This is a genomic window from Streptococcus rifensis, from assembly GCF_053203525.1.
Genome location: NZ_JBRUCW010000001.1, coordinates 110144 through 125911, shown reverse-complemented (window position 1 = coordinate 125911; position 15768 = coordinate 110144). Strand labels below are relative to the sequence as shown.

The 15768-nt window shown below is 43.1% G+C and carries 14 protein-coding genes and 1 riboswitch; of the genes, 10 read left to right on the top strand and 4 right to left on the bottom strand.

Translation table 11 applies throughout. From position 1 onward, the window contains the following. Nucleotides 1-60 precede the first annotated feature (60 nt). Nucleotides 61-606 carry an NADPH-dependent FMN reductase gene (locus ACVRYP_RS00575; RefSeq protein WP_447466880.1) on the top strand — a complete coding sequence of 182 codons (546 nt, stop codon included), beginning with the start codon at nucleotides 61-63 and terminating at the stop codon, nucleotides 604-606. 71 nt (nucleotides 607-677) lie between these two features. On the opposite strand, the gene yaaA is transcribed toward ACVRYP_RS00575, so the two are convergent. Further along, nucleotides 678-1403, bottom strand: coding sequence for a peroxide stress protein YaaA (yaaA, locus tag ACVRYP_RS00570; RefSeq protein WP_447466879.1), 726 nt, complete (start codon nucleotides 1401-1403; stop codon nucleotides 678-680). 12 nt (nucleotides 1404-1415) lie between these two features. After that, nucleotides 1416-3251 carry a heavy metal translocating P-type ATPase gene (locus tag ACVRYP_RS00565; protein WP_447466878.1) on the bottom strand — a complete coding sequence of 612 codons (1836 nt, stop codon included), beginning with the start codon at nucleotides 3249-3251 and terminating at the stop codon, nucleotides 1416-1418. A gap of 63 nt (nucleotides 3252-3314) precedes the next feature. Beyond that, nucleotides 3315-3421: riboswitch (NiCo riboswitch) on the bottom strand. Between the two features lie 264 nt (nucleotides 3422-3685). On the opposite strand from ACVRYP_RS00565, the gene ACVRYP_RS00560 reads away from it, so the two are divergent. The 8 genes from ACVRYP_RS00560 to ACVRYP_RS00525 all read left to right on the top strand — a co-directional run bounded on the left by ACVRYP_RS00560 (nucleotide 3686) and on the right by ACVRYP_RS00525 (nucleotide 9297). Next, nucleotides 3686-4144 (top strand): hypothetical protein, encoded by a 459-nt coding sequence (locus ACVRYP_RS00560; RefSeq protein WP_447466877.1) that lies wholly within the window; start codon nucleotides 3686-3688, stop codon nucleotides 4142-4144. A 15-nt stretch (nucleotides 4145-4159) separates the two neighbouring features. Beyond that, complete coding sequence (locus tag ACVRYP_RS00555; protein ID WP_447466876.1) at nucleotides 4160-5032, top strand: ABC transporter ATP-binding protein; 873 nt, start codon at nucleotides 4160-4162, stop codon at nucleotides 5030-5032. A gap of 13 nt (nucleotides 5033-5045) precedes the next feature. Further along, complete coding sequence (locus tag ACVRYP_RS00550; protein ID WP_447466875.1) at nucleotides 5046-5753, top strand: hypothetical protein; 708 nt, start codon at nucleotides 5046-5048, stop codon at nucleotides 5751-5753. 15 nt (nucleotides 5754-5768) lie between these two features. Continuing rightward, nucleotides 5769-6341: a hypothetical protein gene (locus ACVRYP_RS00545; protein WP_447466874.1), complete on the top strand. Its 573-nt coding sequence runs from the start codon at nucleotides 5769-5771 to the stop codon at nucleotides 6339-6341. 18 nt (nucleotides 6342-6359) lie between these two features. Beyond that, complete coding sequence (locus ACVRYP_RS00540; protein ID WP_447466873.1) at nucleotides 6360-6950, top strand: hypothetical protein; 591 nt, start codon at nucleotides 6360-6362, stop codon at nucleotides 6948-6950. A 105-nt stretch (nucleotides 6951-7055) separates the two neighbouring features. After that, a complete protein-coding gene (locus ACVRYP_RS00535) occupies nucleotides 7056-7688 on the top strand; it encodes a DUF2975 domain-containing protein (RefSeq protein ID WP_447466872.1) in 633 nt (210 codons plus the stop codon). 12 nt (nucleotides 7689-7700) lie between these two features. Next, nucleotides 7701-7907, top strand: coding sequence for a helix-turn-helix domain-containing protein (locus tag ACVRYP_RS00530; RefSeq protein WP_307122300.1), 207 nt, complete (start codon nucleotides 7701-7703; stop codon nucleotides 7905-7907). Between the two features lie 121 nt (nucleotides 7908-8028). Further along, entirely contained in the window at nucleotides 8029-9297 is a 1269-nt protein-coding gene (locus tag ACVRYP_RS00525; protein ID WP_447466871.1) for an aminotransferase-like domain-containing protein, read from the top strand. 25 nt (nucleotides 9298-9322) lie between these two features. Here ACVRYP_RS00525 and ACVRYP_RS00520 read toward each other — a convergent pair whose 3' ends face one another. Then, a complete protein-coding gene (locus ACVRYP_RS00520; RefSeq protein ID WP_447466870.1) occupies nucleotides 9323-11074 on the bottom strand; it encodes an ABC transporter ATP-binding protein in 1752 nt (583 codons plus the stop codon). Beyond that, a complete protein-coding gene (locus ACVRYP_RS00515; protein ID WP_447466869.1) occupies nucleotides 11064-12815 on the bottom strand; it encodes an ABC transporter ATP-binding protein in 1752 nt (583 codons plus the stop codon). Before ACVRYP_RS00515 ends, ACVRYP_RS00520 begins: the two co-directional genes overlap by 11 nt. 272 nt (nucleotides 12816-13087) lie before the next feature. Between ACVRYP_RS00515 and ACVRYP_RS00510 the strand changes: the two genes are divergently transcribed. Beyond that, on the top strand, nucleotides 13088-15724 hold the full coding sequence (locus tag ACVRYP_RS00510) for a pneumococcal-type histidine triad protein (RefSeq protein WP_447466868.1): 2637 nt from the start codon (nucleotides 13088-13090) through the stop codon (nucleotides 15722-15724). The last annotated feature ends 44 nt before the right edge of the window (nucleotides 15725-15768 follow it).

Below are 15768 nucleotides of genomic sequence, written 5' to 3'. Positions count from 1 at the left end.
GATAAAAGGAGTATACTACTTTCATGCTTAAAAAGCACATTAATTCAAAGGAGTTTTATCATGAAAAAAGTATTGTTTATCGTCGGATCGCTTCGCAAAGGATCTTTTAACCACCAACTCGCTGAGCTTGCGGAAAAAGCACTTGAAGGCAAGGCTGAAGTAAGTTATCTTGAGTATACTGACGTTCCCGTTTTCAACCAAGATTTTGAGACACCAGTTCTACCATCAGTTGCAGCAGCCCGTGAAGCAGCTCAAGATGTCGATGCCATTTGGATTTTCTCTCCAGTTTACAACTTCTCTATTCCTGGCCCAGTGAAAAACCTGCTTGATTGGTTGAGCCGTGCGGTAGACCTTTCTGACCCAACAGGCCCTTCTGCTATCAATGGGAAACTGGTAACTGTTTCTTCAGTCGCTAACGGTGGTCAAGAAAAAATGTTTGACAGTTACACAGATCTCTTACCATTCATCCGCACAACTGCTGTTGAACCATTTACCGCTACTCGTGTTAACGATTCTGCCTGGGGTGATGGTCAATTGGTTCTTGAAGCCGATAAGTTAGCGGAACTTCAAGCACAGTCTGACGCTTTAGTCGCAGCTATTGGATAAGCTGACCGTGTCTTATTAAAAAAACCTACTTTAAAAGCCTTGAAGCAATTTGCTTCAGGGCTTTTTGATCGCTATTTTTTGACGAAAACAAGTTCTTTTTCCTTGGAGAGGTCTGCCTGATACCTGAACCCTTCGAAGACCAAGCTCTTGATGTCTGAGACAGTAGTCACGTGATTGTCCACCAATGCATTAAGGCACTTGCCACGCGCTTTTTTAGAAATGGTCGAGTGGGTTTTGAGCTGACCGTCCCTTTCTTCCATAAAAATCAGTTTGACCATCTTCTCCTGAGTAGTCTTTGAAAAAACAGTCTCAAACTCATTAGATAATAGGGAAATAAGCAGGTCGTCTTCAGCAACAGCTTGGTCATACTGCTCACGCCAGTAGTTTTTCAGGCTTTGCCCATTGACCTTAAAGCCCATCAGAAAATCCAAACGATGAGGCGCAATAGGCTCAAAGACATTAATAACGCCATAGAGGGCTGACGTGATAAAGACATGCTCGTTAAGATAGCGGATTTGGCCATCGCTAAGATTTTCGCGCTTCATCTGTCGGTACATCAGCCCATTAAACAGCTGCCAAGCAGCATAGGATTGCGCCTGGCCTTTAGCTAAACGAGACCAGTGATCGGCTTCCTGTTCAACGGCTTCTGGTTTGATTTTGTAGTGCCTCTGTAAGTCTGTTGAAGACAAGAAAGACAGTGTTTGAACAATGGCCTCTGTCCGCTCATCAAGGGCTTCCATTTGGTAGCCTGGTAGATCTGTATTTAACTCTTTTGCCGTGGGTAATAAAATTTTCATAAGGCTAGTATATCATAAATCCGACTGCCATTTCAAAAGACGCAGACCATTTAGGATAACCAGAATGGTCGAGCCCTCATGAAAGATAACCCCTCGGGTCAAGTCAAGGATCCCTAAAACATTGAGAACAATTAAGATGATCATGACACCGACTGCAAATCCAACATTTTCAATAATAATGCGTTTCAGTTTACGGCTCATTTGGTAAACCTCATAAAATTTGGCCAAATTATTTTGAACCATGACGAGGTCCGCCGTTTCCATGGCAATGGCCGATCCAGACCCCATTGCGACCCCGAGATGGGCATGTGCCAGAGCCGGAGCATCATTGATTCCATCTCCTATCATGGCGACGATTTCCGTTTGAACCGTCTCTTGAACCCGCGTTGCCTTATCCGTAGGAAGGCAGTTCGCTTCAAATTGATCGATACCAGCTTGGGCGGCAATTTGCTCAGCAACCCTTTCGTTGTCTCCTGTCAGCATTTCTACACGAATGCCTTCTTTTTGGAAGGCTTGGACAGCTCGAATCGCCTCCGGTCTTAATTGATCTTCAAGGGCTATAAATCCTAGAATTTCCTTCCCATCTGTCAAAAAGCTCGTTGTCAGAAATTGAGCTGCTTGGGTAAAAAAGTAACTGGGATCAGAGAGAGTAGCCACTGCTTTTCTATTTAGCAGCTGGTAAGGTCCCGCCTGTAACCCTTGACCTGGATGTTCTTCAATAGGGGCTGTCATTTTTTGAGGTACTACCCCTTTTTCCAAGAGATACTGGCTAATGGCTTGGGATATGGGGTGTTGGGAATGACTGGTCATCCCTAAAAGCAAGGGTTGGTTTTCTGTTGATATCGAAAGGTTGACAACCTTGAATTTTCCTTCTGTTAGGGTACCCGTCTTATCTGTATACAACACACTGATTTCAGCTAGATTCCCCATAGCCTGACCTCCCTTAACGAGGACACCTAGCTTGGCCGCACGACTGATAGCACTTAAGGTTGCGGGTGTCACAGAGGCCACCAGTGCACAAGGACTTGCGACAGTCAATAGAACCATCCCCCGGTAAAAGGCATCCTGCCAACCCAACTCCTGTATCACCATCAAAGCTATAATAAACAATGGTACGGTAACCAGTACAGCTATAACATACCACCCTTCGAAGTGATCGATCCACCTCGCTAGCTGGGATGGTTGTTCTTGAGCTTCTTGAACTAGACGAACAATATTAGAAAAGACAGTTTGGTCACTCCTTTTTCCTACTTCAACTTGCACCGGCTCGCCAAGATTGACCGTTCCTGCAAAGACCTCCTGACCCGATTGCTTTTCAACAGGTGAAGCCTCTCCGGTCAGAGCCATTTCACTGACTGTCGTTGCTTGCGACACGAAACCATCAATAGGAATCTGAGCCCCTTTACTGACTAAGACAAGATCTCCTAGCTGTAATTGATCGGTAGAAACGGTTTGGATGTGATTACCTTTACCTACCAGTTGTGCTGTTTTAGGGACAGCTTCCATCAAACTGGTAATAGCTGAACTGGACCTGTCAGTCACATAGCGCTCTAACACTTCAGCAGCCGCAAAGATAAAGAGCAAGACGGTTGCTTCCACTTCCTCTCCGATTGATAGAGCCCCAATGGCAGCTAATACCATTAAAAGGTCCACATTCACTTTGCGCTCTTTTAGCGACAAGTGAATGGCTTGCTTTGTTGCAAAATAGCCTAGACATACGACTGCTAAATAATAACTCCAACTACTAAGTTCACTCTCTTTAGCTCCCAAAACAAATCCTACGACCATCAAACACGTTCCTGCCAGAAGAAACTGGGATTGACGGTTATTTCTGATATAGTTCATCATATCATTTCCTCCTTCTCCACTTCTCATCCGTTCAAAAAAAGGACGCACCTGTGGACAGTTTTCTACTGTCTCACAGATACGTCCTCAGATTACTGACGGATTTTCTGCTGCCTTCAGACTCGAAGGCCCGGCTGCATGACCTAAGCCACCGCTTGTTCATATCTTATTGTTACCTTTATTATACCTAACCAAGAAACCCTTTTCAAGTGTTTTTTGCCATCTTAAAAAAGTTGCACAATTTAATGTTTGTGTAAAAAAATAAAAAATTATCAAAAAACGATAAAAAAGTGTTGCAATTCAAAAATTATGTGATATACTAAATATATCGAAAGACGATAACAAAACATTTAAAAACAGCAATTCGTCATCGATAAAGGAAAAAGCAAGAGCTCGGCTTTTTCAAAACAAATCTCAAAATAAAAGGAACATCTATCATGAAACTCATTAAATCATTCTTGCACATCACTCTCTCAGTTGCTACCGCTCTTCTGATTATCCAAAGCCTCTTGGCTCTACTGATCATATTTCTCCCAATGACAGACCTCTCCTCTTTCAACACCCTCGGCATGACCATGACCAGTCACATCAGCCTTGGAAACCTTGCTGTTCTCCTTATGCACAATGGCCTTTGGATTTTTGGCTTGCACATGCTCAAGCGACCAATCAAGCACTTCCAACTATCTGACCTGATGACAGAAGACTTCTCTAAAACGATCAAACGCTTGGGTGGCCTCATCTTTCTAGCAGAACTCTTCTCCAGTTACCTCACCACAATTCAAGCACCAGTTGGTACCTACATCATTGACATCAAATATAGTGTTTACCTTATCATTGCAGGTTTTGCTTGCGACTACGCCCGCCGCTACATGACAAAAGAAAATTTAACCATTTAAAAGAAGGGAAAACCTATGTCTACTCCATTACTCACAATCGAAACTATCAGCAAACACTACGGTTCACAAAAAGCCTTGGACCAGGTCAGTTTCTCCATTCAAAAGTGCGAAATCTTAGGACTTGTTGGCCAAAACGGCGCTGGAAAAACCACCCTTATCCGTATCCTATCTGGCTTGATTCCCGCAACAAGTGGGACCATCACCAAGGCAGACAACTACAAAATCGGAGCCATTATCGAATCCCCTGTCCTCTACCCCAATATGTCTGCTAAGGAGAATCTGACCTATGCCGCTCTGCAAATTGGCATTGAAAAGCCGAAGCAACGAATGGCAGAAGTCCTTGAATTGGTTGGTTTAGCCCATGTTGACGACAAGAAAAAGGTGAAAGATTTTTCTCTAGGTATGCGACAACGCATGGCTATCGCTCTTGCTATCCTTGATTTTCCTGATTTTCTGATTTTAGATGAACCTGTCAACGGCTTGGACCCTTCCGGTATCAAGGAAATGCGGGAAATCATCCACAATCTTCGTGACAACTACGGCATTACCGTTCTCATTTCCAGTCATATCCTATCGGAATTGGAATTAGTGGTTGATCGTTTTGTCATCCTGCACAAGGGACGTGTCATTCAAGACATCGACAAGTCAGACCTGCACCATGAGGTCGCCAATCAGATTGTCCTAGCAACAACCAACAACGACCAAGCTCAAGTCCTTCTAACGGAATGGGGAATTGAGATGACACGGTCCGCTGATGCCATCCTCCTTACGCCAGATAAGAGCGTTCAAGAAGTGATTACATATCTTAACCAGCATGCCATCGAAATCACCGCTATCTACCCTTCTGGTAGCAGTTTTGAAGACTATTACTTAAGCCTATTAGATTAGAAAGAAGAACCCCATGTTGAACTACCTCAAAGCCGATGTATACCGTATGCAAAAAGAGTACCTGTCGCTCCTCTCTCTTGGTCTCTTGCTTGTCTTTGCCAGCCTCTTTGCCTACCTCTATCGAGAGGACACTTCGCAAACAGCTGCCCAAAACCTAGTCATGGTTTGGCCGACCTTACTCCCCCTCTTTTTTGTCACACCTGCCAAAATTTTCTTGGGAGAAGATTTGACCAACCGTACCATCAACAATATTTTGATCAAAAGTCAAAACCGTCTCAAGGTCTTTGCCTACAAATGGGGCATGACCATCGCCTTAGCATGGAGCTATCTCGTAGTCGCTCTTGGAGTGACCAGCCTTATCCACCATCTTTTGTCTGGTGTCGCTAGCTATTCACTGGTTTTCACTTATCTTTGGTACCAACTGCCACTCTACACGGTCATCATCAGTCTCTGTGCTCTTATATTTGCCTTTTTTGACCGTATCTACCAGTCTTACATGGTGTACATCATTATCGCCTTACTCTTTGATCAACTCTTTAGCCTCATGATGGGCATGCTTTTTCAAACAGACAAGCTCACTCCTTACATGATGTTCAATCAGCTAGGACAAGTTGACATTACAGGTCACTACTTCACACCAACTAGCTTGGCCTCCATACTCTTTACCATTTTCTATGCCCTTGCTGGCTACCTCCTCTTTGCCAAACGCGAATTTAAATAGAAAGAAGCAGATACCATGAAAAAACAAATCTTACTAGGACTCTTAGGTCTCCTCATCATTGGGTTAGCCGGTCTCGTCTGGAAAGGCGTTAAAAACGACGCTGCGGATACCCTCTACGACAATACCTTTACCCTCACTGCTGAACCCATTAAAACCATCTATATTGACGGGCTTGAGCAGCCAGCAACAATCCTTGTCAAAGAAACAGAAGCTAGCCAAACCACTGTCCGTGTCCAAGGACAAATCGCCCAGTCCAACATCGCCAACTTGGAAGAACAGTTTGGCATGGACAAAGACGGAAACCTCTTCATTAGCTTTTCCAAAGAAGGTCTCAGTATGACTGTCATGGGAGACAAGCCATCCGTTACCATTGAAATTGCGCTTGCAAAAGGTACTTCATTTGAAGATTTTTCCCTCTTTACCTCAAACGGCCAGCTTGATGTGACTCTTCCTACCAGCTTTGACGGCCATTTTACGGTTAAAAGCAAAAGTGGCCAAGCAAATCATCCCAAAAATGGAGAAAACAGCGACCGTGAAGCCAAAATCAAATCTCAGAAAGGAGATGTGACCGTTACCTTAGAAGACTAACGATTTCACACCAAAACCATGAGAAAAACTCTCTTTATCAGCTTTTGTATCGCTATGCTCGGACTTTTGGGAATTGGCGTCGTCGCTTTTGCCAGTCAAGAAGACACCACCGAATCCATTCATCAGACCTGGAACCTTGAGGCGACGATTGATGACATCTATGTCGGTGGGCTCAATCAGCCTGTCCATCTCATTATAGAACAGGGAGATCAAACAGAAACAAGTGTTCTGGTATCTGGCAAAGTTCCCAAACGCAGTCTCGAAAGCCTAGCTAATCCTGACTACACAACCGTTAGCCCTAATGAGCTACTTCTTTCTTTTGAACGCTGGAATTCAGGAATCGGAACAAGTCATATTAACATCAATGAAGACAAGCGTGAGGCTGTCACCATCCATGTGATCTTAGGCCACAAGAGCCTTTTAAAACACCTCCAGCTAGACAGTGCAGGCGGTGACATCACTGTTACCGTCTCAAAAGAGTTAGCCCTCACCTACCAACTCGATGCCCATGGTTATGGAACAGTTAGCAAAACAACTTCAGTCCGTGATGCTCCTTCCCTTCTCGAAGTCCATAACTACGGAGGCGACATAACAGTCACCTCCAGATAGACTAGCTTTCTATCTGGCTTTATGGTACACTATTCTTATCGCTCTAGAATAAAAAATTTATCTTTATCAGCAATTAATACTACTAGATACCAAAGGAGACATACTATGCTATTTCCTGTCCTCATTCTCTTACCCCTAATTCTCATCGCCATGGGCATCTTCATCTGGGGATTCGTAAGTAACAAACAGAAACCGCTGATCAACCGTGAATTCAGCTATCTCCGTTGGGTGATTTATCTAATCAATATCCTAATCGTTGGATTAGCTGTTGCAACGATCGCTGGACTGATTTTTTGGTTCTTAACCTGGTTAGGCGATGCAGAATGGATCCAGAACATTTTTGAGAATTTCTCTCTAGAATTCAATAGCGACCCTGCTACCAGCACGCCAATCGGCTTATTGATTGAAGTAATTAACACTATTGCAACGCTCGGCATTCTTATCTGCATGCGGGCCTTTATGAAAAACATCATTGCTGAAGAGATTTTTGTCCCACAAAACGTCCGTTTGGCCAAGTTATCGACCTTTTTCTTGGTGCTTGGCTCCTTGATTCGTCAAGGAAATGATGCTGCCAGTCTTGTCATCCATAGCTACTATTCCAATGGCGCCAATGAAGTGTCCTTCGAGTACGGCTTTTTCAACATGTACTACCTCCTAACAGCTGTTTTGGTTTGGACCTTGTCCATCATCTTGGAAAAAGCCACTGCCATCGCTGAAGAAAACGAATTTACCATCTAAGGAGGCCAGGAAATGATTATTGTTAATCTCGATGTAGAACTGGCCAAGAAAAAAATGCGGTCTGGTGAGTTAGCAGAGCGTATCGGCATCACACCGGCCAATCTCTCCATTTTAAAGACCGGAAAGGCCAAGGCCATCCGTTTTTCAACCTTGGAAGCCATTTGCAAAGAACTGGGTTGCCAACCAGGTGATATTTTAGAATATGTGCCAGACGAATAAGAGTTCCCAGACCCAACCACAGGGTCTGGTTTTTTGATTCTATCTCCTGTACCCTTTCCCTTGTCTTTGGGCAATGGCTACGCTATAATAGGGCTAAACCATCTGTACGGGGGACAGTTTGATGACCAGTAAATACCAGACCATCGTCAATGACATTACCGAGCAAATCACAGCCGGTCAGCTCAAGGCCAGTGATAAACTGCCGTCTATACGGCAACTCAGTCAAGCCTATCAGTGCAATAAGGACACTGTCCAAAAGGCCTTGGCTGAACTTCGCCACCAGAACCTGATTTACCCCGTTCACAAATCAGGCTACTATGTCCTAGAATCCAAAGTCAAGGACGCCCCTCTACCCTTACCCCCATCTGACATTGCCAATCTGGCCTATGATGATTTCAGGCTTTGCCTCAATGAAAGCTTGGTCGGTCGGGAAAACTACCTTTTCAACTACTACCATAAGCAAGAAGGCCTTGAGGATTTGCTTCAAGCTACTCAAAAATTACTGGTCTCTTCTGATGTCTATAGCAAGCAAGATCAGCTGGTCATTACAACAGGGACCCAACAAGCTCTCTATATTTTGAGCCAGCTGGATTACCCAGATGGTCGCGACACTATTCTACTGGAAGAGCCGACCTACCCTCGGATGATTGAATTGGTCAAACAGTTGGGGCTGACCTACCAGACAGTAGCTAGAACTTGGGACGGGCTTGATTTTAAAGTGCTTGAAGAGCAGTTTCAATCCGGTCGGATTCGGTACTTTTATACCATCCCGCGCCTACATAACCCTCTAGGAACGGCCTATACCGAAAAAGACAAACAAGAGCTGGTTCGCTTAGCAGCCAAGTATAAGGTCTATATCGTCGAAGACGATTACATGGCAGACTTTGACCGAAAACACCAACCACCGCTCCACTACTACGATACTAATCAGCAGGTCATCTACCTCAAGTCCTTTTCCAGCGCTATTTTCCCAGCCCTACGTCTAGCGACTGTCGTGTTGCCTGGCGCTCTTGTCAAACCTTTCTTGTCCTATAAGCAATTAATTGACTTTGATACCAACCTCATCATGCAAAAGGCCCTTTCACTCTACATTCAAAATGGCATGTTTGCCAAAAACAAACAAGCTTTACAAGCTAGGCTCCAGCACAACGAAGCCTTGAACCAAGCCATCTTAGACAAGGCTAACTGTTCTTTGCCTTATCGTCTCCTCAACCAACAGGTTATCTTTCAAATCAATCCCAAGAACTTGTCCAAACAGCAATTAGCGCAATTCAAGCCCTTTGATCAGCTGCATTCGCATTTTGCCGACCGCAATCCCTTGACCTATGTCCGCGTTACTGGGGCAGACCAGCTCAATCAATTTCTATCGCTAGACGTAAATACCCTCTGATGCCAAGACATCAGAGGGTATTTGATTAAGCTTTTTCCATCATACCGGCTTGAAGCTGATACATTTTGTGATAGGTGCCACCGAGAGCCAATAACTCCTCGTGAGTTCCTGACTCGATGATCTCACCCTTATCAAGCACATAGGTGCAATTGGCATCTTGAATGGTTGACAGGCGATGGGCAATCGCAATGGTCGTTCGACCTTGACGCATCTTGCGAAGAGACCCTTGGATGATTTCTTCGGTTTCAGAGTCAATGTTGGCTGTCGCTTCATCTAGAATCAAGATTTTAGGTTCCGTTGCCATGGTTCTTGCAAATGCCAAGAGTTGGCGCTGACCAGATGAGTACGAGGTTCCACGCTCTGAGACGGGGTTATCATAACCAGCAGGCAGGGCTGAGATGAAATCATGAGCATCGACAAAGCGTGCCGCAGCCTCCACCTCTTCTCGACTAATATCCTGGTACATCTGAATATTAGAGGCGATGGTGCCATGATAGAGGAAAGGATCCTGCAGAACCAAGCCAGTCTGACGACGCAGCGCATCCTGCGAGTAGTCTTTAATGTCATGCCCATCAATGGTAATCTGACCGCGCTCATACTCGTAAAAACGCATAAAGAGATTGATGATTGAGGACTTTCCTGATCCAGTCGATCCGACAAAGGCAATGGTTTCTCCTTGTTTGACCGTAAAGGAAATATTTTTTAGGACATCTTTTTTCCCATCGTATGAGAAGCTGACCTTATCAAAGACAACATCACCTCGTGTGATTTCAAGATCTTGCCCAGCTTGATGAGGCTCGTAGTCATTACGGTCAATCATCTCAAAGACCCGCTTGGCTGAAATCATCGATGTTTGTAAGGTCGCATAGTTTTGTGTCACCTCAATCAGTGGATCAAAGAGCTGAGACACATACTGGATGAAAGCATAGATTAATCCTGCTGAGAAGGTCGAAGTTTGCCAATTTAGACCAAAGTAGGTCAAAATCATGGCATAAGCCAAAATCTTCAGAAGGGACATGGCTGGACGCAGAAAGAAGGAATTGACATTAATCGTGCGATTGGCATAAAGCATATGCTCCTCGTTAATGGCTTCAAATTCATCTGTCAGACGCCCTTCCTGACGGAAGGCCTGAATAATCCGCATGCCTTCAATCGACTCTGATAACTTAACATTGATCTCAGACAGTTTTTGACGGGTCTGTGTGACCAATTCTTCTGAAAAATGGCGGTAAAGAGCTACTGATCCCCAAATGACTGGTAGAAATAGCAAGACAAAGAGGGTCAACTGCCAGGACAGGCTAAACATGGCCACTAAAGTCGCCACAAAAATAAAGCCTGATTTCAAGAAACTTTGGAAGACCGTTGCGAACATATCGGCAACTGCCTGCGTATCATTGGTCAAGCGAGAGACGATGGCTCCTGCTGGTGTCTGATCAAAGTAGGACATGCCTAACTGTTGAATGTTGGAAAAGGCAGCCTGACGCAGATCACGCACCGTTGCATATGCTACCTTGGCAAAGAGAAATTCACTCAAGTAGGAGCTAACCGCCCGGATAATGACCATTCCAAAGTTAAAGAGCATAATCACCAAGGCAATCCGTGTCACTCCGTCTTCGATATGCTGATCAATGTAGTAACGAATGAGCAAGGTATTTCCTGTCGTCACCACTGTTGTCACTAGGACAAAGAAGAGACCCGATAGCATGCCCCACTTGTACTTAACAGCATAGCGTAAGAGACGGCTGAAAACACCAGGTTCTTTTGTTTTAGTTGTCATCCGCTTCTCCTTTCAAGGTCTGTTCCAATTGCTGAGACTGATAGGTTTCGTAATACCAGCCACGTTGTGCCATCAAGCTCTCATGGTTCCCGCGTTCTTTGATGGTTCCATTGTCCATAACAATAATGACATCTGCATGCACGATGGCTGACAATCGGTGAGCTGTGATGATCGTGGTTTTACCAGAACGCTCTGCTTTCATATTTTCGAGGATGAAGTGCTCTGTTTTAGCATCGACGGCTGAAAGGGAATCATCCAAAATTAAGATATCAGGATCCATGACTAAGGCACGGCTCATGGCAAGACGTTGTTTCTGACCACCTGAGAGGGAAACTCCACGTTCTCCAATAATCGTATTAAAGTCCTCCGGCATGTCCATGATGTCCTCATAGACACCACATAATTGGGTAGCACGCGCTACGGCTTCGTCTGAGAGATTAGGATTCGCAAAACGGACATTTTCCCGAATCGTCGTCGCAAACAGCATTTGATCCTGAGGGACATAGCCAATCAGGCTTCTCAAATCTGAAAGGCGGTAATCACGGATATCGTGACCATTCAGCCGGATACTTCCTTCTTGAACATCGCGTTCGCGCAGTAATAACTTCAAGAGGGTTGTTTTCCCAGAACCTGTAACACCAACGATCCCCAGAGTTTGCCCTTTTTCAACACTGACCTGAACATTTTCAAGGGTCACCATGTCATCGTAGGCAAAATGCTGAATAGCATACTCTAAACGACCATTTTCAATTCCATTGAGTGGTGTTTCAGATTCTTGAATGTCACTCTCTTGAGACAAAAGGGTATCGATACGGTCATAAGAGACTGTTCCCCTTTGAATAACGTTAAAAAGAAATCCGATTGCCATCAAGGGCCAAACCAACATATCCAGATAAGTGATAAAGGTGATCAATTCTCCGATCGTTAAGGCTTGTCGCTGAATCAACACCGTTCCGACAATCAAAGTCAAGAGATAAGAAAAGCCAACGAAGATCAAAACCAGCGGACTAAAGAGAGCGTTGTAACGAGCAGAGACTACATTTTTATCAAACACGGTCTGGTTGGTTTCTTCGAAACTCTTGGTCTCGTCTTCTTGGTAACCAAAGGACTTGGTCACCTTAACCCCTGCTACCGACTCTTGAACCTTGTTGTTCAGATCTGAGAAAGCTTCTTGAGCAGCCTTAAAGGTCGCATGGTTCTTGCGACCCAATCGACTCGTTGCCATGGCCATAAAAGGTAATGGCAAAATAGCAATTAACGTTAAGCGCCAGTCAATAACGAAAATCATGGTTAAGAGCGTCACCAAAGCGGTGATGGAAGCGTCAACTGCAGACATCACACCCCCACCAGCTGTCTGAGTGACAGCATTAATGTCATTAGTCGCATGGGCCATCAAATCACCCGTCCGGTACTTTTGATAAAAAGATGGCGACATCTTTGTAAAATGCTCAAACAAACGGTACCTAAGGATGCGCGCTAAATGATTAGCCGTTCCAAAGATGTATTTCCGCCATATATACCGCAACAAATACATGGCTACAGCAGAACCTACTAGTAGAAAAATATTCCACCACAATTCGCCATTCGTTAATTCACGATTATTAATCCTGTCGACAACATTTCCTAGAACCCGAGGTGGAATTAAGTTTAAAACTGCTACCAAAGCTAAGGAAAAAATCCCAACCGCATAGCGCCGTTTTTCCAATTTGAAAAACCAGCTTAATTTTTTTACTAAGTGCATCCTATCCCCTCATCGTCTTTTTCAATAAGTCCAATCCCTTAATCTCCGCTAAATCGTCTATTAGGGACAATGTATTATTATACGCCTTTTTTTCATTATTTTCAAAAATAAGTCCTTGAGATGTTATGACTCATTTCAGACGTTCTGCTAAAACTAAATCTCTTTTTAGTCTACTTATCATCTGTTTTTTACCTGTAGTTTCAATTTTAACTTGCAAAACATGGTTATAAGTTATATAATTAACTGGTTAATTAAAATTAAGGAGTTAACTTATGAAATCATCAAAAAAAGCCCTGATACTAGCTGGTATCGCACTTTCCTGTCATCTTTGCCTAGCTGGTTGCCAAAACAATCAAGAGAAACAAGAGACAGCTTCTTCCTCTACTGCTCAAACAGATAAAGCCTTGGTAGTTTCAAACACAGAAGAAAAGGCAGAAAATCTGGTAGTCGTAGCCAGCCTTACTGAAAACGGCTATGAACGCCTGATTGGAAAAGATCTTTATCCTGAAATTGGACCTGTCCCTTTCACAGCAAAATTTTTAAAAGAAACAGTTGCGCCCAAGTCCTATGATTTTGACAAAAAGGATGTCCTTTACCAATTAGAAAAAGGGTACATTGTCAAGGTATCCGACGAGGTTTATTATTATCCAGAAGAAACTGGAGCAAATATTATTGAAAAAACTGAGGCTGAGAAGCTGACCAAAAACCAGACAAAACCTACTAAACAAGCAAGCTCTTCCGTTCCAGGAGTAGATAAACCAACTGATGATGGTTTCCTTTTAACCGACGAAAAACAAATTATCAGTAAAACTTCTGAGGGCATTGTCGTTGATCATAACGGACACTCCCACTTCCTTTTCTACTCAGACTTGAAAGACAGTAAATGGTCCTATCTCATCCCTAAAGATTTTGTGGAAGATCCTAAACCTCGTAAAAAAGCTGCAACAACTTCAGACAACGCCTCTCATTCCTTAGACGATGGTTATGTCTTCAATCCAAATGATATTGTGGCAGAAGATGCTAATGGGTACACTGTGCGGCATGGTGACCATTTCCACTATATCTTAAAAAGCCAGTTGGGACAGATTAACAGAAACGCAGCCCCTTCTCATAACGCTCAGCTTCTTCCCAACCAGAATACTCCGAGCCCTAGAACATCTGAACCAGATCTCTTAATTTCAAATCCACCAACAACACAAACTGACCGGGGAATCCCTGGAATCCACTATCCGACTAGTGATGGCTTCCAATTTGATGGTTCAAATGTCACAGGGAAAACGGCTTTAGGGATTTTAGTGAATCACAATGGTCACTCCCACCTGATTCCTTTTGACCATCTCAGAAATACACCTTGGGAGCACCTTATCCCTAAAGGAACAGCTCCATCCTCGATTAGGCCAATTGCTCCAAAAACCATTCTTCCTACTCCAAATCCTAAACCAGTTCCTCAAAAACCAGCTAAACCGGCTAAGCCAGCTAAGCCTTCAAAAGAAGCATTAGAGCTAGCTAAAAAGAAAGCTTATTTAGCGTCACAGTTCAACATTCCAGAGGAAAGCATCCAAATCACTGATGGGCCTAATGGAAAAATTTTCGTCTATCCTCATGATGATCACTACCATTCTATTGATGTTGATAAGATCGTTATCGGTGAGCCAATTGAAGACCCACACGGTGATCCACATGCTCATCAAAAAATTGGTATGGAAACACTAAGAAAACTTGGTTTTGACGAGGAAATTATCATAGACATCCTCCATGCTACGGCCAGTTCTGACTTTCCAGCAACAGAAACAAGTCCTGAAAGAATGAAGGATTGGTTAAAAACTGTTAAAAGCATTAATATTGGACAAAGAGAGAACCCCCTTGAAAGAAAAGGCCTTGACTTAATGCCTAATATTGAAATTTTGGGGATTGGCTGTACGACTATTCGTGATATTAAACCTGTTTTTCAATTCAAACATCTGAAACAACTGCTGATGACTAAAACTGGCATTAAAGACTACAGTTTTATGAAGGAAATTCCTACACTAGAAGGTATCGACCTATCTCAAAATGAGTTATCAGATCTTAGTTTCCTAGCAGACTATCCTCATTTTAAATATCTTGCAGCAAATGGAAATGGTATCAAAGATATTTCGGTACTTGCTAAATTACCTCATCTGGAAACACTCAATTTAGACTATAATCAGATTTCAGATTTAACTGCTCTAAAACCTTTACAAAATTTACAGGCCGTTAGTTTAGATGCTAATGATATTTCAAACTTAGAAGTGCTGAATGATAAGAAGCAGCTTGAACGCCTCTTTGTCTCTAATAACCAGAATCTCCAGTTATCAACACTTAAAAATCCTCAACTTAAACATCTCATTGCCAATGAAAGCCTTGTAAACAATTTGGATTTCCTTCAAAACAATCCTCATCTAGAAACTGTTAGTGTGAACAAAAATGAATTAACGTCTCTAAAAGGTGTTGAAAAAGCAAAACAGCTGAGCAAGCTTTCTGCCAATAACAATCGTATTACAAGTCTTAAAATAGAGGGTAAACAAGAATCCCTGAAAAATTTAGATGTTGACAACAATAACTTGACTTCACTAGAAGGAATAAATGATTACACCGCTCTTCAAACAATTGATGCTGACTACAATAATATCCAAACCTTAAAACTAGATGTTCCCAACAAGACTATTAATGAAATTAATGTTAGCCACAACCACATCCCCCAATCAGAATTAGAGACTAACGAGAATAACGTTCCTAAAGTCATTGTTGATTATTATCCAGAAGCTCGCTCTGGAAATTTAAGCGCTAATACTGAAGTTCCTCAGCTGGAAGAAAAAAAATCAGACTTAGAAGACATCAAAGATGATAAGACTGATGATGATGAAGAAAACAACAAAAAAGATAAGTAAGCTACAAATCAATAGATAATGAATTGCCTTGAAATTATCTAATA